The following is a 19,173-nucleotide window of genomic DNA, read 5'->3' as shown; positions in this document are numbered from 1 at the left end:
GAAATAACTATTCCTATCAAGAGGCATGGTCAGTACAAGGCACCACCTCGAATGGATCGACTGTGACGGCTACCAAGACGTCTCTGACGAGCCCCTATGGGAACAGGAACTCCACGTTGGCCAACATCCGTGGTTCCGGCACACCGTCAGACCCGTGGTATTTCCCGTATTCACTGACGTCGGAGAGTGCGTTCGGGACTACCTCCAACTCTGTGGGCGGAAATTTCCAGACGAGTTTCGGTACCACCGGTCTGAGGTCCATTACGGTCACTTATGGTGGAAATGAGCCCACATTCAGTGGTGGACAAGGTTCCGCTTTGGGCGACATCACCATCTGCGCCTAGGCGGCTGCCCCAGTAAACTTTCGCTTTCGAATACCGCCACCCCATTCACCTTGAAGTACGGTGGCGGTTTCTATCTGCCCACACGGAGCGTACGACCCGCATAATCCAGGTCACGGACTACACTGGCGACCCCACCGTCTCACCAGGAGGTCCCGTCCCATTGCCCGGCTCCGCGCGCATTCCCGTTCTCATCCTCACCGGATACCTGGGCGCCGGGAAGACAACGGTCCTTAATAGATTCCTCGCCGCGAGTGGTGCGCGCATTGGCGTGATCATCAACGACTTCGGTGACGTGAACGTTGACGCGGCCCTGGTCGCGGGTCAGGTGGACGAACCCGTGTCCGTGGCGGGCGGGTGTCTGTGCTGTATCTCCGACCCCGAGCAGCTGGATGATGCCTTCAAGAAGTTGACGCGTCCGGACCTCCGACTGGACGCCATCGTCATTGAGGGCTCCGGCGTCGCAGAGCCGCCAGCCCTGCTGCGGATCGTGATGGATTCGCGCGTGCCGAAGATCCGCTTCGGCGGGCTGATCGAGGTAGTCGATGCCGCGCACGTCCCACAGGCGGAAGCCGCCGGGTGGGATTTGGAGCAGCACGTGCGAGCGGCCGCCGTCGTTCTCTTGACCAAGACGGATTTGGTGACGGATCCGGAGGTCAGGACCGCCCTTGAAACGAGAATCCAACAGGCCAATCCCCACGCCATGAAAATCGAGGCCCCGCACGGGGTCTTCGACCCCGCGTTGTTCGTGGACGCAAGCGAGTCCGACGACCTTGAATTCGGTCAACTGGCCCTGTGGAATCCGGGCGAAACGCTGGGGGAGCCCAAGACCGAGCACGATCACACCCATCACCATCACGTGCACCATCAGTCGGTCACCGTGGAACACGATGGTCCGGTCGATCCCGTGGCGCTCTCCGAGTTCGCGCTGGACCCGCCGGACTCCGTTTATCGGATCAAGGCGATCGTCGACATCGTCACGAGTTCCGGCCCACGCCGTTTCGTGGTCCATTCGGTCGCCGGATACGTCACCGTGGATTCGATGAGCCGCGGCAAGGACGAACCGCTCGCGTCGTCGCTCGTGGCCATCGGCCTGGAGCTGGACGGGGCAGATCTGCAGGCAAGACTTAACGCAGTGTGCCTCCCGCTGACGACGCCGCCCGCCACCGCATCGCAGCTGCGTCGCCTCACGCGGTTCCGCACCTAAAGCAACGAAGACTCACCCCATGCTGGAGAACCGCTCGGCCTGATCGGTCGGCCCGGTGACCAGGATCTGATCGTCGTCGTACAACATGGTGCCCGGCTCGGTGGGCTCCCACGTGCCACCCGGTCGGCAGACCGCGACAATGGCGACCCCGTAGCGCCGTCGGACGTCCAAGAGGTCCATGGGTCGTTGCTGAACGGATGCCGGGGCGGTGCAGCGGACCATTGCGAACCCCTGGTCGATGGGCACGAAATCCAGAATGTGGCCCTGAATAAGGTGTGCGGTGCGCACGCCCATGTCCCGCTCGGGATTGACCACGTGATGAACGCCCAGTTGTTCGAGAATCTCCGCGTGCGGGGCGGTAATGGCCTTGGCCCACACCTCGGGGCATTGAAACTTCAAAAGCCGGGATGTCACCAGGATGCTCGCCTGAATGTCCGATCCGATCCCCACCACTGAGCGTTCGAATTCGTCCACGCCCAATTGCCGCAGCACGTCCTCATCGGTCGCGTCAGCGCGAACGACCGAGGTGAGTTTTCCGTTGAAGGACTGAACGATGGAATCGGAGATGTCGATCCCCATGACATCGGTGCCGCGGGACATCAATTCCATGGCCAGCGAGCCTCCGAAGCGGCCGAGCCCAATCACCACTACGGCGTTGTCGGTGCGGTTAGCAGAGGTACTCGAGCGAAATTTGTCGAACATGACTCAAACCTTTGATCGGGACATCATTAGCCAATGAGCGGACGCTCTTTGGGGAGTTCGTAGGCGCGTGGTTGTCGCCCCACGGCCAGGGCAGTGGCTACCGTGACCGGCCCCAGGCGACCGAGGAACATGAGACAGATGAGGACGACCTGCGCGAACGGTGACAAAGAAGCGGTAATACCAGTCGACAAGCCGACCGTGGCGAACGCGGAGACCACCTCGAACAGTGCGCGGTCCAGTCCCAGCGCGATGTCGGAGAGCATGAGCAACATGGTCCCGGCAATCACGGCGCCCATGGCGAGCACCACCAGCGTGATGGCCTCGCGCTGCACGGATCGGGAGAGCCGCTTGCCCAGAACGGGAACGGCCGCACCGCCGCGGATCTCGGTCCATGCGATGAAGAAGAGCACTCCGAAGGTCGTGACCTTCAGGCCACCCGCGGTGCCTGCCGGTCCACCGCCGATGAACATGAGCACATCCATGCCGAGCCAGGACACCGGATGCATCTGGGCGATGTCCAGGCTGTTGAACCCTGCGGTGCGGGCAATGGTGGATTGGAAGAAAGCATTGAGAATCTTGGAACCCACCGGCTGGGGACCCAAAGTGCCGGAATTGGACCACTCCAGGACCGCGATGAATATGGTGCCGCCAACCAGTAGAACGGGCGTGGCCAGTAGGACCAGACGCGTATTCATCGACCACATCCGCGGCAACCGAAGATGATGGCGCAGTTCATAGAGCACGGGGAACCCCAGCCCACCCAGGATCACGCAGCCGGCCAAGGGCAACAAGATGAACGGGTCCTCGTTGAAGTCCATGACGTTGAGCGTGTAGAGCGCGAACCCTGCGTTGTTGAACGCGGAGACGGAATGGAACACTGCGTGGGCCACGGCTTGACCGGGGGAGTAGTGGTAGTGTAGGAGGAATCTCAGAAACAGCAACACGGCCGCGGCGAACTCGATCACGGCCGTGGTGGCAACGATCCTCAACACCACATGGCGTACGCGGCCGGAACCGAACGACTTGGTCTCCGCTCGTGCCAGGAGCTTGATGGAGAGACCGAACTTTCGGGCCAGGACGATACCCAACATGGTGGTCAGAGTCATCACGCCCAGGCCGCCCACCTGAATGAGGCACAGAATGACGGTCTGCCCGAACGGGGTCCAGTACGTAGCCGTGTCCACGGTGATCAAACCGGTGACGCATAAAGAGGACGTTGCGGTGAACAGAGCAGTCAGCAGGTCGGTTCCGCCGGGGCCGGTGGACGCCACCGGAATCATGAGCAACCCGGTTCCCACCACCAGGGCGATGGCGAAAGCCGAAACAATGAAGCGAGCGGTTCGGGAGGGTGTCATCTCCGGCCGTTGTCGCAAGTAGGTGCGAGGCACGCAGACAAGTTACACCCTCCGTGCCCTAAACTGAGCGGCATGAGCAACATTCCCGCGGAACTCGCGTACACCTCGGAGCACGAATGGGTCAAAGACCTCAAAGACGACAACACCTACCGGGTGGGCATCACGGATCATGCCCAGGACGAACTGGGTGAAGTGGTCTTTGTTGACTTGCCTCAGGTTGGGGATGAAGTATCCGCAGGCTCTGTTGTGGGCGAGATCGAATCCACCAAGTCCGTGAGTGACCTGTTCGCACCGGTTTCCGGTGAGATCACCGAGGTCAACCCCGAGCTCGAGGACAACCCCGGCGCTGTGAACGCTTCCCCCTACGAGGACGGCTGGCTCTTCACGATCCGTGCTGATTCTCCGGAGGCGACCAAGGACCTCTTGGACGCTGACCAGTATCAGCAACAGCTGGACTGACCCGCATACTCCACACCCAGGAGAGATACTTATGTCAAAGCAGGACAACTCCGTACCTAACTCGGGTCCGGAAACCACATCCATTCAGATCGTTGCGGATGTACTTTCCACTGCCGCTCGGCACAGGATGACCGAGAGCGAGCAGAATGCTGTCGCGGCGTTGCCCCCGGGGTCAGCGCTGCTGCTCGAAACCAATGGCGGGCTCACGGGTTCGCGATTCCTGTTGGACCGGGACGAAATAATTGCAGGACGCCATCCGGCGTGCTCCATTTTCCTGGACGACGTCACGGTGTCTCGCCGGCATGCCGGCTTCCTGCGGCGCTCCAACTCGTACGAACTGGTTGACCAGTCTTCGCTCAACGGTACGTACGTCAACGGTGACCGGGTGGACTCCAAGCAGTTGGAGAACGGGGACGAAGTCCAGATCGGCAAGTTCCGCTTCACCTTCTACCACTCCGTACAAAAGGACTCCTGACACTCCTCATGCCTGAATCCGGTCACTCGCATACCTCGCTGGTGGGTATCGGGGTACTTCTGCGGCAATTGCAGCCTGAGTTCCCCGGCCTGTCCGCCTCTAAGATCCGCTTTTTGGAGGACCAAGGGTTGGTGCGTCCGCACCGCACGCCCTCGGGGTATCGCAAGTACTCGGAAGAAGACATCGAACGGTTGGCTACGGTGCTGCGCCTGCAGCAGGAGCGGTACCTCCCGCTCAAGGTCATTCGTGACCGGTTGGATCGAGGGGAGGATCCGGGAGCGGACGCGGAACCGCAGGAGCCGCGCCAAAGTGAGCGAGCGACGTCGTCCGCTCCGGCCAACGAACCGCAAGATCCGCAGCAGGCAATGGCCAGTGCGGTCCGAATGTCGGGGCGGCGCTACACCCTGCGTGAAGTGGCCGCGCGCACAGGCGCCGAAACCACGCTGCTGCGCGAGCTGATGAACAACGGGTGGCTCGTGGAGCGCTCGGGATATTTCGACGACTACTCGCTCACAGTGGCGGCTACGGCCAAGCGACTGAGCGCGTATGGGATTGAACCGCGGCACCTGAGGGCCTTGCGAGGTGCTTCGGAGCGCATGATCGGATTGGTGGAGGGCACCATCGCCCCGCTGATCAGCCGTCGTGACCCGGTGTCCCGCGAGAAAGCCCCGCAACGGGCACGGGAGATCGCGTCACTGTGCCTCACCATGACCACGGCGCTCGTGAACTCCCAGCTCAAAGACACCCTCCGTCCATTCGAACAGGAGCGATAGGTGGCCTCCCCGGACGTACCCATGGAAGTTGCTGGCGTCCGCATGGACGTGCCCACTGGACAACCGGTGGTAGTCCTGCGCGAGCTCAATGGTTCCCGACACCTGCCCATCTGGGTGGGTACCAACGAGGCGACGTCGATCGTCTTCGCAATGCAGGGCATCAAGCCGCCCAGGCCGCTCACCCATGACCTACTGATTTCCGTGGTGGACGCGGTCGGCCGAAACATCAACCGGGTGGTGATCCACACCGTGGAGGACACCGTGTTCCACGCCGCCATTGAATTCGACCAGGGCACCGTGGTGGATGCCCGAGCCTCGGACGCGCTCGCGGTGGCCGTGCGGACCAAGTGCCAGATCGTGTGTGCGCAGTCCGTCCTGGACGATTCCGGACTGGTGCTCAGCGCGGACGGAGAACTGCGCGAACAGACCGCCCCGGACCAGGCCGAAGCCGACGCCCAGGTGCGTGAGTTCCGTGACTTTCTGGACCACGTGGACCCGGACGATTTCCAGACCTGACCAGTGCGTCAGCAAGCAGACTGACTCTGCGACACGTTGAGGACCCGCGCGGATGTCTTTGACCCGCCGCACCCCGAGGTCTACCGTCTAATCAGCACCGAGAACACCATCTGGTCGCTCCGCCATGAACCACCCCAGCCGATCCCGAGGAGGATATGTGAGCCACGGAAACCTGCCGCTGGACGCAGCAGATCCGCTCCAGACCTCCCTCACGGGCGGAACACAGGGGATGCTCTTCGACGAAGATCTGGTCAGTTTTGACGAGACCGTCGGATTCCGCGGGCCTACGGCCTGCAAGGCCGCCGGCATCACCTACCGACAGCTCGACTACTGGGCACGCACCGGTCTGGTCGAGCCCACGGTGCGCGGCGCCAAGGGTTCCGGTTCCCAGCGGCTCTACTCCTTCCGCGACATCTTGGTTCTCAAGGTCGTCAAACGACTCCTGGACACCGGCGTCTCCCTGCAGCAGATTCGTTCCGCGGTGAGTGCTCTGCGCCTGCGCGGGATCGAAGACCTCACGCAATTGACCTTGATGTCCGACGGCGCCAGCGTGTACGAATGCACCTCACCCCACGAGGTCATTGACCTGGTTCAGGGCGGTCAGGGTGTCTTCGGTATTGCGGTGGGCCGCGTCTGGCGCGAGATCGAGGGCGCCTTGGCGTCGATGCCTTCCGAGCACACCGGCGTCACCGCCGACGACGCCGCCGAAGAGTTCCCGGAGGACGAGCTCTCCGCCCGACGGGCCCGCCGCCGTAAGCAGAATGCCGGCTGACGCCGACGATCGAGATTTTGAACGCCGCTATGAACCCATGGGTTCGTGGCGGCGTTCGTCGTGGGCGGCGGTTGTGAGGGTGCCAGCTGGCGGCGGGTTCGACGGCGCGGCATGTGGCGGGCGTAGGAGCCTCAGGTGAGGTGTCGGGCGAAGAATTGAGCGGCGTCGTCGGCGGCGAAAGAAGGCACGCCAGTGTGGCCGCCCATATTGGCCTGAAGGGTCTTCTGGGCGGAGCCCAGGGCGTCGAACAGCTCCAGTGCTTGCTGCCGATCATTGCCTTCATCGTCCCACTGCAGCAGAACATGAACCGGAACGGTGACCCGGCGGGCTTCCTCGAGTGTCGAGGTCGGCACGAAGCTGCCGGCGAACAGGCCGGCGGCCGTGATCCGTGGTTCGACCACGGCGAGCCGAACACCCAGGGCAAGCACGCCACCCGAGTAGCCCACGGGCCCGTCGATCTCCGGCAGCGATAGCAGCGCATCCATCGTCAATTGCCATTCCGGAACGGCCTGCTCGACAAGTGGCAGGATGAGCCGGTCAATAATGTCCTCGGACACCGGTTCCCCGGCTTTCAATGCGTGCACCAGATCGCTGCGGGCGGCCTCGATGGCAAGCTCTTGTGGCCGACCCCCGCCCCCAGGCAGCTCGATGGTGGCCGAAGCAAAGCCATCTGCGGCGCTACGCCGGGCCCTTCCGAGCAGCCGGGGGTACATTCCCGGTAAGCCACCGGGGTGACCGAGCAGGATCAGCGGAACGGGCGCCGAGGAGGAAGCCGGTATCCACAAGATGCCAGGGATCCCGTGATGGTTGAACTCTCGTTCGACGATTCCGCCGTCGAGACGGTGTTGAGACGTGAAGTGCATGATGGCACCTTTCGGAAATGTTCCCGACCGGCGCCGAGTCTGTGGCGAGCCGGTGACTACTTGAGTAGGCCGGTCAGGATGGTGCTGAATCGCTCGGCCAGGACCGCTGCTTGTTCGCCGGGCCACCTGTGCACGGGCCATGCCGCACCTTGAACCTGCTGCATGACGGGAGCATCCGGGAGGGTCGGTTGTACCAAGAGCTCACCGAACAACTCGTGGAGTTCACTGATGCGGTGCGCGTGTTCGGAGAAATCGTCGCGAGCCCGGTTCACGATCACACCTGCGGCGGGTACGGCCCAGAGCTTGGAACCCTCGAACTGGGCCAGTGCGGTCATCGTACGCTTGGTACCGGCCACGGAGAACAGTGACGGCTCGGCTACGGAGAGCACCTTGTGTGAAGCGGCCCAGGCCATGCGCGTCAGCGCGGTGAGGCTCGGCGGGCAGTCGATGAGCACCAACTCGTACTTGTCCACGCCCTGGATCACGGTTTCGAGGCGCTTGAGATCCTTGACCGTGAAGCCGGAGCGGTCCAGGTGGGAGGACGCGGCGGAGCCCGGTGCTACGTCCAGGGTGGTCCGGGGGTAGGACTCGGGCGTGATCGGGTGCTCGGTCCACGAAGACTGCACTGTGATCTTGGACACAGCGCCCTTTTTGGGCTTGCGGAGAAGCGAACCGATGTCTCGGGAGGGTTGGGCGTGCACGCCCAGGGCCGTCGAAGCATCCGCGTGGGGGTCCAGATCGATGACCAGGCTGGGGATGCCCGCTTCCAAGGCCGCCGAAGCCAGGCCCAGAGTTACCGATGATTTACCCACGCCGCCTTTAAGGCTGCTGATGCTGACGATCTGCACTTCGACCTCTCCCGTACGGTGCCCCGGTCACCGGGACACAACCCTGTCCATGCTAACGGCTGGACCCATAGTCTTTTCGTCACAGATTGACCAGTTCCCTTACATGGTGTGGTCAGTCCATAGGTATGATGTAGGTCTCACGTATGCTGAGACAGCTAGTTCGCTTTCTAACGCAGCGCCCTTTGAGGCCCACTGGTCCGGGGGTGCGGAACGGCAGTACATGTTCTCCAAAATCCTGGTGGCTAATCGCGGCGAAATCGCTATCCGTGCATTTCGTGCCGCATATGAACTCGGCGCGAAAACCGTGGCTGTGTTCCCGCATGAAGACCGCAATTCCATCCACCGTCAGAAGTCTGACGAGGCGTACCCCATCGGCCAAGAGGGCCATCCTGTGCGCGCCTACTTGGACGTCGATGAGATCGTTCGAGTTGCCAAAGAATCCGGCGCTGATGCCATTTACCCCGGTTACGGCTTCCTGTCCGAGAACCCCGATCTTGCCCGCGCCGCTGATGCCGCGGGCATTAAATTTGTCGGGCCCAAGGCGGACATCCTGGAACTTGCGGGCAACAAGGTCGAGGCCCTGCGCGCAGCGAAGCGCGCGGGTATCCCCACGTTGCAATCGACGGAACCTTCGGCGGACAGGGAGGCCCTGATCGAAGAGGCCGAGAAGATCGGCTACCCGCTGTTCGTCAAGGCCGTCGCCGGTGGTGGCGGTCGCGGTATGCGCCGTGTGGAGACGTCCAAGGACCTGCCAGGTGCCCTTGACGCGGCCATGCGCGAAGCGGATACCGCGTTCGGAGATCCCACCGTTTTCATTGAGCAGGCCGTGCTGCGCCCCCGGCACATCGAAGTGCAGATCCTCGCGGACAACGAGGGCAATGTGGTGCACCTGTTCGAACGTGACTGCTCACTCCAGCGTCGCCACCAGAAGGTTATCGAGATCGCCCCGGCGCCCAATCTGGACGAGGACATCCGCCAGGCCTTGCACCGCGACGCCGTGAAGTTCGCCAAGGAATTGGGATACGTCAACGCCGGAACCGTGGAGTTCCTCGTGGACACCGCCGGTGAGCGCGCCGGTGAGCACGTGTTCATCGAAATGAACCCGCGCATCCAGGTGGAGCACACCGTGACCGAGGAAGTCACGGACATCGACCTGGTGCAGGCGCAGTTGCGCATCGCCGCAGGCGAGACGCTGGCGGACCTGGGGATCAGCCAGGACAACCTGCGCGTTCGCGGCGCGGCCCTGCAGTGCCGTATCACCACGGAGGATCCGGCCAACGAATTTCGCCCGGACGTCGGCAAGGTGTCGGCCTACCGTTCCGCCGGTGGCGCGGGTGTCCGACTGGACGGCGGTACGCTCTACGCCGGCGCCGAGATCTCGCCGCACTTCGATTCGATGCTCGTGAAGCTCACGTGTCGCGGCATTGATTACACGACCGCCGTTCACCGCGCGCGCCGTGCTCTGGCGGAGTTCCGAATTCGCGGTATCGCGACCAATATTCAGTTCTTGCAGTCCGTGCTGGACGACCCCGATTTCATCGCCGGGGACGTGGCCACGGACTTCATCGAGAATCACCCCGAACTGCTGAAGGGCAAGACCTCCGCGGACCGTGCGACGCGTGCGTTGACCTACCTGGCCGAAGTCACGGTCAACAAGCCCAACGGTGATCGCGTGGACGGGATCGACCCGCGCACCAAGCTCCCGCACTACCCCGGCGACAAGTCGGACGAGCCCTACCGCAGCCCCTTCGACGGCGCGTCGAGCCACGAACCCCCGGCCGGTTGGCGTCAGGTGCTTCAGGAGAAGGGCCCGGAGGGTTTCGCCCAGGAACTGCGCGAGTACAAGCCGCTGGCCGTCACGTCCACCACCTTCCGTGACGCTCACCAGTCACTGTTGGCAACTCGTGTACGTACCCGCGACCTGCTCGCGGCCGCACCCGCCTACGCTCACACGCTGCCGGGCCTCTTCTCGGTCGAGGCCTGGGGCGGTGCCACCTACGACGTCGCTCTGCGCTTCTTGGGTGAGGACCCCTGGGATCGCCTGCGCCGCCTGCGCGAGGCCATGCCCAACATCCCCATCCAAATGCTGCTGCGCGGTCGCAATACCGTGGGCTACACGCCGTATCCGGCCGAAGTGACCAACGCGTTCGTCGCCGAGGCCGCCGAGACTGGCGTGGACATCTTCCGGATCTTCGACGCACTCAACGATGTGGAGCAAATGCGCCCCGCGATCGAGGCCGTCCGGGAGACCGGAACTGCTGTGGCGGAAGTCGCCCTGTGTTACACGGGTAATCTCCTGGATCCCAACGAAGAGGTCTACACCCTCGACTACTACCTGGATCTGGCGCAGAAGTGCGTGGATGCGGGCGCCCACATCCTGGCGATCAAGGACATGGCCGGACTGCTGCGTCCGGAGGCCGCCCGCAAGCTGGTCACCGCACTGCGCGAACGCTTCGACCTCCCGCTGCACCTGCACACCCACGACACCGCGGGCGGCCAGTTGGCCACGTTGATGGCCGCTTCGGAAGCGGGTGTCGACGCCGTGGACGTCGCCTCGGCTTCGATGGCGGGTACGACGTCGCAGGTTTCGGCCTCCGCGTTGGTGGCCGCCCTCGAGAACACCGAGCGCGACACCAACCTGGGCCTGGACGCCGTGAGCGACTTGGAGCCGTACTGGGAAGTCGTGCGTGGGATCTACAAGCCTTTCGAGTCGGGACTCAACAGCCCCACGGGTCGCGTGTACCGTCACGAGATTCCGGGTGGCCAGCTCTCCAACCTGCGTCAGCAGGCGATTGCACTGGGCCTGGGGGAGAAGTTCGAGGCCATCGAGGACATGTACTACGCCGCGGACAAGATGCTGGGCCACCTGGTCAAGGTGACCCCGTCCTCCAAGGTCGTGGGTGACCTGGCGCTGCAGCTCGTGGGTATGGACGTGGACCCGGCCGAGTTCGAGTCCAACCCCAACAAGTTCGACATCCCGGACTCCGTGATCAACTTCCTGGCCGGTGAACTCGGAACCCCGCCCGCGGGCTGGCCCGAGCCGTTCCGTTCCAAGGCACTCAAGGGTCGCAACGTGACCCTGGGCGACAAGGAACTGAGCGATGAGGACCAGGAAGGATTGAACCAGCCGGGTGAGGTCCGCCGGGCCACGCTGAACCGGTTGCTGTTCGCCGCGCCGACCAAGGAGTTCGAGGCCTCACAGGTCAAGTACGGAGACCTGTCCGTGCTGCACACGCGTGACTTCCTCTACGGTCTGCGCCAGGACTTCGAGCACGTGATCTCGTTGGGCAAGGGAGTGCGGCTGCTCGTAACCCTGCAGGCGATTTCGGAGCCGGACGACAAGGGCATGCGCACCGTGATGGTCACACTGAACGGCCAGCTGCGCCTGCTGGAAATCCGGGACAACTCCGTCAAGACGGACTCCGTGGAGCTCGAGAAGGCCGATTCCGCCAATCCGGGTCACGTGGCTGCGCCGTTTGCCGGGGCCGTCACGGTCACGGTTGCCGAGGGCGACACCGTGGAGCCGGGTCAGGCGGTGGCCACCATCGAAGCCATGAAAATGGAAGCCTCCATCACCACGCCCACCGGCGGAACCGTGTCCCGCGTGGCTTTGAGGGACGTGGCGCAGGTGAGCGGCGGCGACTTGGTGCTGGTGATCGACCCCGCCTGATCGCTGATTTGCCAAGCTATTTAGGATGGGATCCATGCGCGAATTCGATCTCATCATTGTTGGCTCTGGCTCCGGTAATTCCATCCTCACGGAGGAGTACCACAATCTGGACGTGGCCATCGTGGAACCGGGTACTTTTGGTGGCACGTGCCTCAACGTGGGGTGCATCCCCACCAAGATGTACGTGTACCCGGCCACGGTGGCCCGTGAGGCTCTGGATGCTTCCCGTCTCGGGGTGCACGCATCCAGGGACTCCGTGGATTGGCAGGCCATGCGGGATCGGATTTTCAGCCGCATCGACGCCATCGCCAACGGGGGTCTGACCTACCGAAAATCCCTGGACAACGTGACCGTGATCCAGGAATACGTGCACTTCGTGGCGCCCAAGGTGTTGGAAACGGAATCGGGGGAGCAGATCACCGCGCCCCAGATTGTCCTGGCGAACGGCTCCAGGGTTCAGCTCCCGGACGTTCCCGGTATTGATCTTCCTGGCGTGCACACCTCGGACACCGTGATGCGCCTGGACGAGTTGCCCGAGTCGATCATCGTGGTGGGCGGTGGCTATATTGCCGCCGAGTTCTGCCACGTGTTCAACGGGCTGGGATCCAAGGTCACCCAACTCAACCGGTCCGAACGACTTTTGCGCCAACACGACCACACGATTGCCGAGCGCTTCAAGCGCGAGGCCGCCCTGCAATGGGACCTGCAACTGAACCGTTCCATCACCGGCATCGAGCAGACCCCGGACGGCAAGCTCACGGTGACCGCGGCGGCGTCGGACGAATCCCTGGAGACCTGGGAAGGTACGGCGGACGTGGTGCTCGTGGCCACCGGCCGCGTGCCCAACTCGGACACACTGAATCCGGAGGCGGCAAACCTGGATGTCTACGATTCCGGTCTGTTGGCCGTGGACGAGTACCAGCGCGTGCTCAGCGATGATCAACCCGTTGAAGGCCTCTGGGCTCTGGGCGATATCTGCTCTCCGTACCAGCTCAAGCACGTGGCCAACGCGGAGGCGCGCACGGTTTCGCACAACGTGGTCCACCCCGATGACCTGCGTGCAACCGATCACCGGTTCGTGCCCTCCGCGGTGTTCACCGAGCCACAGATCGCCACTGTGGGTATGACGGAGGAACAGGCACGCGTCTGGGCCGAGCAGAACGACACGGGCATCACCGTCAAGGAACAGAACTTCGGCGATGTTGCCTACGGCTGGGCCATGGAGGACTCCGTGGGAATCTGCAAACTGATTGCGGACAGGAAGACCGGATTGCTGCTGGGCGCGCACTTGATCGGTAAGGACTCGTCCAACTTGATTCAGCCGCTCATCCAGGCCATGTCCTTCGGTCAGACGGCCCACGAAATGGCTCGCGGTCAGTACTGGATTCACCCGGCACTGGCCGAAGTGGTCGAGAACGCGCTGCTAGGGCTGGACGTGCCGGAGCAACGCTGAGCGTCATCGACCGATAGTTGATTCTCGCCGGCGGTTGGGACAGGTCGCGATGTAAGCAAGCCACTCGGTGTCGCCACGTGGCAGGGCCATGACAGAGCGGGGCCCGGTGGATCACTGATCCGCAGGGCCCCGCTCTGTCATGGTGAGCTATGCGCCAAGACTTACTTGGCGTAGATCGCCTCAATCTCGTCCGAGAAGTCCTCAATGACCTTGGGGCGCTTGAGCTTCATGGAGGGCGTCAGATAACCGTCCTCGATGGTGAAGTCACGATCCAGGATGGTGAACTTACGGATGCTCTCGGCGCGGGACACCTTGGCGTTGGCGTGGTCCACGATCTTCTGTACGTGGTCGATGACTGCCGGCTCCTTGGCCGCCTGAGCGGGTGTGAGCGAGGAGTCCAGGCCCAGGGTCGGCAGGATCTTGGGCAGGGTGTCCGGGTCCAACGTGATGAGCGCGGAAATGAATGACCTGTTGTCGCCCAGCACGATGATCTGACCCACGGTGGCCGAAGCTCGGATGGGATCCTCCAGGGTATTGGGGACCACGTTCTTGCCCGCAGCCGTCACGATGATTTCCTTCTTGCGACCGGTCACGGTGAGGATGCCTTCTTCGTCGAGGACACCCAGGTCACCGGTGGCGAACCAACCGTCGATGAAGCTTTCTGCGGTCTTGTCCGGCATGCCGTGGTACGCGTGGAACACGTTGTTGCCGCGCACCAGGATCTCGCCGTCGTGAGCGATGGCGATCTCATGGCCCGGGATCGGGTGGCCCACGGTACCCAGGCGGTTGATGCTCGGGAAGTTCGCGGAGATGGGTGCGGTGGTCTCGGTCAGACCGTAACCCTCCACCACGTACACGCCGATGCCGTTGAAGAAGTGCCCCAGGCGCGCACCCAGGAGTGCACCTCCGGATACCGCATAGCGCACGTCGCCACCCATGGCGTTGCGCAGCGTGGAGTAGACGAGCTTGTCGTACAGACGATGCTGAGCCTCGAGCAACGGCGAAACCTTGCCCGCCTGCGAAGCCTTGGACCACTCGACCGCCACTGCTACGGCACGGGCGAAGATCAACTTCTTGACCGGGGACGCAGCGGCAGCCTTCAGGCGCGCGCCCACGAAGATCTTCTCGAACACGCGCGGTACGGCAAGGATGAACGTGGGTTTGAAGCGACCCAGGTCCTCCATCAGTCCGGAGACGTCCGGGGTGTGCGCCAGGGTGACACCGGCGTCCACCGCGACGACTTCCACGAAACGTGCGAACACGTGAGCCAGCGGAAGGAACATCAGCGTGCGGGCACCGGGATAGATCACCTCAGACGCAACGGGAATCGTGTTGGCCGAGCACCCAATAAAGTTTCGGTGCGTGAGCTCGCAACCCTTGGGCGGCCCGGTAGTACCCGAGGTGTAAATGATGGTGGCGGTCCGATCCAGAGAATCACCGTCGTGCGGGTCCTCCAAATCGGTCCGGTCGGCACCTTCGGCAATGAAGGTTTCCAAGGACGACTTGGGATCGGCAGTGTCGAAGACACAGATCCGTGAGGACGCTGCGAACGGCGTGATGGCGGCGGCCGCCTCGACGCGCTCCGCGAGCTCATCGGTTTCGACGAAGATCGCCTTGGACTCGGAGTCCGACAGGATCCAGGCGATCTGATCCGGGGAGGACGTGTCGTACACGGGCACGGGAACCGCGCCCACCCACCACAGGGCGAAGTCCACGAGCGACCACTCGTAGCGCGTGCGGCTCAGGATGCCTATGCGGTCCCCGGGCTGAATACCCCGGGCGGCCAGGCCTCGTGCCACGGCAATGACTTCTTCGCGGAACTGACGCGCCGTTACGTCGCGTTCCTTGCCTTCATGGAGGATCGTGTACAGGACAATGTCCGGGTTCTCGCTCGCTTGGCGGGCCAGGATCTCGGCCACGCTGTTGTGCGGAAGCGGGTCAACTACGGGGGGTACGCTCACGCGTCTCATTTAGCACCTTCTTCGTGGAGATATGGAGCCAGCCTACTGTGTGATCCAGGTCATGATGTGGCATTTATGGACGTGTCCACCTTTGAAGCGGCACATTCATTCAGACCACCGCGCCGTCGTCATCGCGGGGATCTTCGGGCAGGGCGCGATACACGAGGTACAGGCCACCGATCACTCCGGCGACACCTGCAGCCCACACCACCGTGGGCAGCGGGCCCGGCAGCGCAGCCAAGCCGATCATGATCACGAGGACCGCCAGGATCACCGTAACGGCCCGCATCATCTTGGCGCTCACGCCGCGGGTGATATCACCGGGATCGGGGTTGTAGGACTCGTCCTCCTCGGATTCGAAGAGTTCGAGCGGCACTTCGGTCGCGGGTTGCTCCGCCGGTTCCCATGGAATCTCGTCCGCCCACGGCTCGGCGTCCTCATCGTCGCGGGGCACGTTCTCCCAGTCGTTGCCCTCGATGATGCGGCGGAAATCGTCGTCCGGCTGGGGATCCTCGGGGTCTCGTTTGCTCACGCCGACGCCGCCGCTCGGCCCGTCTCGACCGTCAGACCAAAGCCCCGCATGAGGTTCTGCACCGCATGGCGGGAGGCCGTCTCCACCAAGCCCTGGTCGTAGTCCATGGTGGCCACGTGAAAACTGTTGGGCAGCGCAATGACCTCCACCGGGCCCGCGCTGCGCTCGCGGATCAGGTCAACAGAGGCGTCGGCCACAATCCGGTCTGTCGTAGAACGGAACACGATGGCCGGCGCTGTAACGGCGGGCAGGGTCTTGATCGCCTGGCGAATCAGGATATTGAGTTGCGCTACGGCGGCCACGGGTGTGCGGTCGTAGGTGGTCTCACCCTTGGAAGGCCGGTTGATGTCGCTACCGATCCCCGGAACGGAAGGCACCACGTGCTTGACAACGTGGCTGTACGCGGCCGCGCGATTCGTCAGAGCCAGTGCGGGGTTCACCTTCAAAAGACCCGCCACCGGATATCGTGCGGCCAGCTGAACCGCCAACGCGCCGCCCATCGACAGGCCGCACACCACCACGTGCTCGTGCCGGGAGCGTAATGCCCAGTACTCCTCATCCACGGCGTCACGCCACGCGTGCCAGCTCTCCTTGGCCAGGTCTTCCCACGTGGTGCCGTGACCGGGCAACAACGGAACGGACACGGACGGGTGGCGGCCGGCGGCGTCGTCGGCTTGGTGAATGGCGCGCGCCCACTCGATGACCGAGGCGGTCGTGGAGGTGAAACCATGCAGTACCAGCACGCCCACGGACGCGGAACCCGGGAAGAATTGATGGCCGTGTGTGGCGGGATCGAAGCTCATGGCGCCATTGTGCCAGTCCGAGCAATTGTCGTGAGAGAATCCAGCGGGGAATCCGATACGCGCACTGCTGATCCGCGCATATCAAACCCGTTCGAAGCCGCGGTCAACAGGGCAACAGAAGCTTTCCGGAAGGATCCGAGTCATGGTGTACATGTTTCTCAAGCGTTACGTGGTGGGCCCCGTAGTGAACACGGTGTACCGCCCCAAGGCCATCGGTCTGGAGAACGTCCCTTCGCAGGGCGCGGCGATCTTGGCGAGCAACCACCTGTCGATCTCCGATTCCGTGTTCATGCCGGTGGCCGTGCCCCGCCAGGTGTACTTCCTGGCCAAGTCCGAGTACTTCACGGGGCCGGGCGTCAAGGGCAAGATCGTGGGCGCCTTCTTCCGTGCCATCAATCAGATCCCCATGGACCGTAACGGCGGTAAGGCCAGTGCCAAGGCCCTGAGCGCCGGCGGTCAGGCCCTGCAGGACGGCAAACTGCTGGGCATCTACCCCGAGGGCACGCGCTCGCCGGACGGTCGTCTGTACCGCGGCAAGATCGGTGTGGCGCGCTTGGCCCTGGAAACCGGTGCTCCCGTGGTCCCGATCGCCATGGTGGGTACGGACAAGATCCAGCCCCTCGGTTCCAAGTTTCCTGACCCTCGCAAAGCCAAGGTCACCACCATCTTCGGTAAGCCCCTGGACTTCTCCCACCTCAAGGGTCAGCACGGTGATCACGCAGTAATGCGTGAGGTTACCGACAAGATCATGGCCGCGATCCAGGAACTCTCCGGTCAGGAAACCGCGGATGTGTACGCGGCCAACTACAAGAAGGAACTGGCGGAGCAGAAGCGCGAACAGTTCCGGACCCAGGTCAAGGACGCTGCCGAATCGGCACGGGAAAAGGGTCGATCCGTGTCCGCATCCGTCACGCAGCAGGCGGAGCAGCTCGGTTCCAAATTCCCGGGGCGTTCACATGATGGAAACGATGACCAGTCCTCGGACCGAAACGCCTAGACTGGGGTAATGACCTCTGTAACTCAGTCTGAACAATCACGCGCCATGACCACCCCTTCGCCCAGTGCCGCCAACTATCCCGGCCTGGACGAATGGCGCAATCGGACCATTGGTCAGCACCCGCAGTGGGCGGAGCACCCGGACTTCGCCTCCACCATCGAAGAGCTCAACGCCGTTCCGCCGCTGGTCTTCGCGGGCGAGGTGGACCTGCTGCGTGAGCGCCTGGCCTCCGTGGCCGCGGGCGAGGCCTTCTTCCTACAGGGTGGTGACTGCGCCGAGACGTTCGCGGGCGCTACCGCTGACAAGATCTCCGGTCGTGTCCAGACCCTCCTGCAGATGGCCGTCGTCCTGACCTACGGCGCCTCGTTGCCCGTGGTCAAGATGGGCCGTATGGCGGGACAGTTCTCCAAACCGCGTTCGTCCAACCTCGAGACCCGCGGTGATCAGACCCTGCCCACCTTCCGCGGTGAGATGGTCAACGGGTTCGACTTCAACGAGTCCTCCCGCGTCCACGATCCCAACCGCATGCTGCGCGGCTACCACACGTCCGCGTCCACGCTGAACCTGATCCGCGCCTTCACCACCGGTGGTTTCGCGGACCTGCGCCGCGTGCACGCATGGAACATGGGCTTCGCGGCCAACCCCGCCTACGCCCGGTACGAGTCCATGGCTCGAGAAATCGATCACGCCGTGAAGTTCATGGCGGCCTGCGGCGCTGACTTCGATGCGCTCAAGACCACCGAGTTCTTCGCCGGTCACGAGGCGCTGCTGCTCGATTACGAGCGCGCTCTGACCCGCATCGATTCCCGCACGCACCTGCCCTACGGCACGTCCGGCCACTTCCTGTGGATCGGTGAGCGCACCCGCGAGCTCGACGGCGCTCACGTGGACTTGCTCTCGCGCTTGCGCAACCCGATCGGCGTGAAGCTCGGCCCGTCCACCACGGGCGAGGACGCACTGCGCTTGATCGACGCCCTGGATCCGAATCGCGAACCGGGCCGTCTCACGTTCATCATTCGCATGGGTGCCAAGAACATCCGCGAGAAGCTCCCGGCCATCATCCAGGCGGTCGAGGGTTCCGGGGCCAAGCCCGTGTGGGTCACTGACCCCATGCACGGCAACACGGTCTCCCTGCCCTCCGGCTACAAGACCCGCAACTTCGACGACGTGGTGGACGAGGTCCGCGGCTTCTTCGAGGTGCATCAGGCCCTGGGTACCTTCCCCGGCGGCATTCACGTGGAAATGACCGGCGACGACGTCGCGGAGTGCCTGGGCGGTTCGGACCCGGTCAACGAGTCCTCCTTCGCGGAGCGCTACGAGACCCTGTGTGATCCGCGCCTGAACCACATGCAGTCCCTTGAGATCGCGTTCCTCGTAGCGGAGTACCTCTCCAAGCAGAACTGATCCCTTAGAACCACGAATGCGGCACCGCTGAATGATTCCTGT

The 19,173-nt window shown here is 63.3% G+C and carries 17 protein-coding genes; 10 read left to right on the top strand and 7 right to left on the bottom strand.

The features are described from left to right. Window positions 1-504 precede the first annotated feature (504 nt). Window positions 505-1,548, top strand: a complete 1,044-nt coding sequence (locus EWV37_RS08835) for a CobW family GTP-binding protein (RefSeq protein WP_238663180.1) — start codon at window positions 505-507, stop codon at window positions 1,546-1,548. A 12-nt stretch (window positions 1,549-1,560) separates the two neighbouring features. Here the strand turns inward: EWV37_RS08835 and EWV37_RS08830 are convergent, their stop codons facing one another. Next, window positions 1,561-2,250, bottom strand: coding sequence for a potassium channel family protein (locus EWV37_RS08830; protein ID WP_095798367.1), 690 nt, complete (start codon window positions 2,248-2,250; stop codon window positions 1,561-1,563). Window positions 2,251-2,276: 26 nt separating this feature from the next. Continuing rightward, a complete protein-coding gene (locus tag EWV37_RS08825) occupies window positions 2,277-3,638 on the bottom strand; it encodes a TrkH family potassium uptake protein (RefSeq protein WP_338032819.1) in 1,362 nt (453 codons plus the stop codon). 39 nt (window positions 3,639-3,677) lie between these two features. Here EWV37_RS08825 and gcvH point away from each other — a divergent pair, with 39 nt between their 5' ends. The 5 genes from gcvH (at window position 3,678) to EWV37_RS08800 (ending at window position 6,600) form a co-directional block, all read left to right on the top strand. Continuing rightward, window positions 3,678-4,064, top strand: a complete 387-nt coding sequence (gcvH, locus tag EWV37_RS08820; RefSeq protein WP_095798369.1) for a glycine cleavage system protein GcvH — start codon at window positions 3,678-3,680, stop codon at window positions 4,062-4,064. Window positions 4,065-4,095: 31 nt separating this feature from the next. Beyond that, a complete protein-coding gene (locus EWV37_RS08815; protein WP_129701088.1) occupies window positions 4,096-4,539 on the top strand; it encodes an FHA domain-containing protein in 444 nt (147 codons plus the stop codon). An 8-nt stretch (window positions 4,540-4,547) separates the two neighbouring features. Beyond that, on the top strand, window positions 4,548-5,312 hold the full coding sequence (ftsR, locus tag EWV37_RS08810) for a transcriptional regulator FtsR (protein WP_095798371.1): 765 nt from the start codon (window positions 4,548-4,550) through the stop codon (window positions 5,310-5,312). Then, window positions 5,313-5,828, top strand: a complete 516-nt coding sequence (locus tag EWV37_RS08805) for a bifunctional nuclease family protein (RefSeq protein ID WP_371514755.1) — start codon at window positions 5,313-5,315, stop codon at window positions 5,826-5,828. It abuts the gene before it with no gap. Between the two features lie 229 nt (window positions 5,829-6,057). Then, window positions 6,058-6,600 (top strand): MerR family transcriptional regulator, encoded by a 543-nt coding sequence (locus EWV37_RS08800; RefSeq protein ID WP_238663186.1) that lies wholly within the window; start codon window positions 6,058-6,060, stop codon window positions 6,598-6,600. Between the two features lie 131 nt (window positions 6,601-6,731). On the opposite strand, the gene EWV37_RS08795 is transcribed toward EWV37_RS08800, so the two are convergent. Together EWV37_RS08795 and EWV37_RS08790 are read right to left on the bottom strand one after the other, a co-directional pair. Then, the gene (locus tag EWV37_RS08795) at window positions 6,732-7,463 is read right to left on the bottom strand and encodes a dienelactone hydrolase family protein (protein WP_129701084.1); all 732 of its coding nucleotides are present in this window, start codon (window positions 7,461-7,463) and stop codon (window positions 6,732-6,734) included. Between the two features lie 56 nt (window positions 7,464-7,519). Further along, entirely contained in the window at window positions 7,520-8,311 is a 792-nt protein-coding gene (locus EWV37_RS08790) for a ParA family protein (protein ID WP_095798374.1), read from the bottom strand. Window positions 8,312-8,531: 220 nt separating this feature from the next. Here EWV37_RS08790 and EWV37_RS08785 point away from each other — a divergent pair, with 220 nt between their 5' ends. Then, complete coding sequence (locus tag EWV37_RS08785) at window positions 8,532-11,981, top strand: pyruvate carboxylase (protein WP_129701082.1); 3,450 nt, start codon at window positions 8,532-8,534, stop codon at window positions 11,979-11,981. A 34-nt stretch (window positions 11,982-12,015) separates the two neighbouring features. Continuing rightward, entirely contained in the window at window positions 12,016-13,434 is a 1,419-nt protein-coding gene (locus EWV37_RS08780) for a mycothione reductase (RefSeq protein ID WP_095798376.1), read from the top strand. A gap of 161 nt (window positions 13,435-13,595) precedes the next feature. Here the strand turns inward: EWV37_RS08780 and EWV37_RS08775 are convergent, their stop codons facing one another. From EWV37_RS08775 to EWV37_RS08765, 3 genes are all read right to left on the bottom strand, one after another. Next, entirely contained in the window at window positions 13,596-15,404 is a 1,809-nt protein-coding gene (locus EWV37_RS08775; protein WP_129701080.1) for an AMP-dependent synthetase/ligase, read from the bottom strand. 100 nt (window positions 15,405-15,504) lie between these two features. Then, complete coding sequence (locus EWV37_RS08770) at window positions 15,505-15,927, bottom strand: hypothetical protein (RefSeq protein ID WP_129701078.1); 423 nt, start codon at window positions 15,925-15,927, stop codon at window positions 15,505-15,507. After that, the gene (locus EWV37_RS08765; RefSeq protein WP_095798379.1) at window positions 15,924-16,730 is read right to left on the bottom strand and encodes an alpha/beta hydrolase; all 807 of its coding nucleotides are present in this window, start codon (window positions 16,728-16,730) and stop codon (window positions 15,924-15,926) included. Before EWV37_RS08765 ends, EWV37_RS08770 begins: the two co-directional genes overlap by 4 nt. 142 nt (window positions 16,731-16,872) lie before the next feature. Here EWV37_RS08765 and EWV37_RS08760 point away from each other — a divergent pair, with 142 nt between their 5' ends. Then, window positions 16,873-17,727, top strand: a complete 855-nt coding sequence (locus EWV37_RS08760; RefSeq protein ID WP_095798380.1) for a lysophospholipid acyltransferase family protein — start codon at window positions 16,873-16,875, stop codon at window positions 17,725-17,727. A 45-nt stretch (window positions 17,728-17,772) separates the two neighbouring features. Next, a complete protein-coding gene (locus tag EWV37_RS08755) occupies window positions 17,773-19,131 on the top strand; it encodes a class II 3-deoxy-7-phosphoheptulonate synthase (RefSeq protein ID WP_095798381.1) in 1,359 nt (452 codons plus the stop codon). Window positions 19,132-19,173 lie beyond the last annotated feature (42 nt).

This window comes from Kocuria carniphila, assembly GCF_004136555.1.
Classification (GTDB): Bacteria; Actinomycetota; Actinomycetes; order Actinomycetales; family Micrococcaceae; genus Kocuria; species Kocuria carniphila.
This window is presented reverse-complemented; position numbering and strand designations above follow the sequence as displayed.

Excerpts from the sequence above, each read along its gene's own strand:
- EWV37_RS08830 (WP_095798367.1), bottom strand. The coding sequence starts at position 2,250 with ATGTTCGACAAATTTCGCTCGAGTACCTCTGCTAACCGCACCGACAAC.
- gcvH (WP_095798369.1), top strand. The coding sequence starts at position 3,678 with ATGAGCAACATTCCCGCGGAACTCGCGTACACCTCGGAGCACGAATGG.
- EWV37_RS08815 (WP_129701088.1), top strand. The coding sequence starts at position 4,096 with ATGTCAAAGCAGGACAACTCCGTACCTAACTCGGGTCCGGAAACCACA.
- ftsR (WP_095798371.1), top strand. The coding sequence starts at position 4,548 with ATGCCTGAATCCGGTCACTCGCATACCTCGCTGGTGGGTATCGGGGTA.
- EWV37_RS08800 (WP_238663186.1), top strand. The coding sequence starts at position 6,058 with ATGCTCTTCGACGAAGATCTGGTCAGTTTTGACGAGACCGTCGGATTC.
- EWV37_RS08795 (WP_129701084.1), bottom strand. The coding sequence starts at position 7,463 with ATGCACTTCACGTCTCAACACCGTCTCGACGGCGGAATCGTCGAACGA.
- EWV37_RS08785 (WP_129701082.1), top strand. The coding sequence starts at position 8,532 with ATGTTCTCCAAAATCCTGGTGGCTAATCGCGGCGAAATCGCTATCCGT.
- EWV37_RS08780 (WP_095798376.1), top strand. The coding sequence starts at position 12,016 with ATGCGCGAATTCGATCTCATCATTGTTGGCTCTGGCTCCGGTAATTCC.
- EWV37_RS08775 (WP_129701080.1), bottom strand. The coding sequence starts at position 15,404 with ATGAGACGCGTGAGCGTACCCCCCGTAGTTGACCCGCTTCCGCACAAC.
- EWV37_RS08765 (WP_095798379.1), bottom strand. The coding sequence starts at position 16,730 with ATGAGCTTCGATCCCGCCACACACGGCCATCAATTCTTCCCGGGTTCC.
- EWV37_RS08760 (WP_095798380.1), top strand. The coding sequence starts at position 16,873 with ATGGTGTACATGTTTCTCAAGCGTTACGTGGTGGGCCCCGTAGTGAAC.
- EWV37_RS08755 (WP_095798381.1), top strand. The coding sequence starts at position 17,773 with ATGACCACCCCTTCGCCCAGTGCCGCCAACTATCCCGGCCTGGACGAA.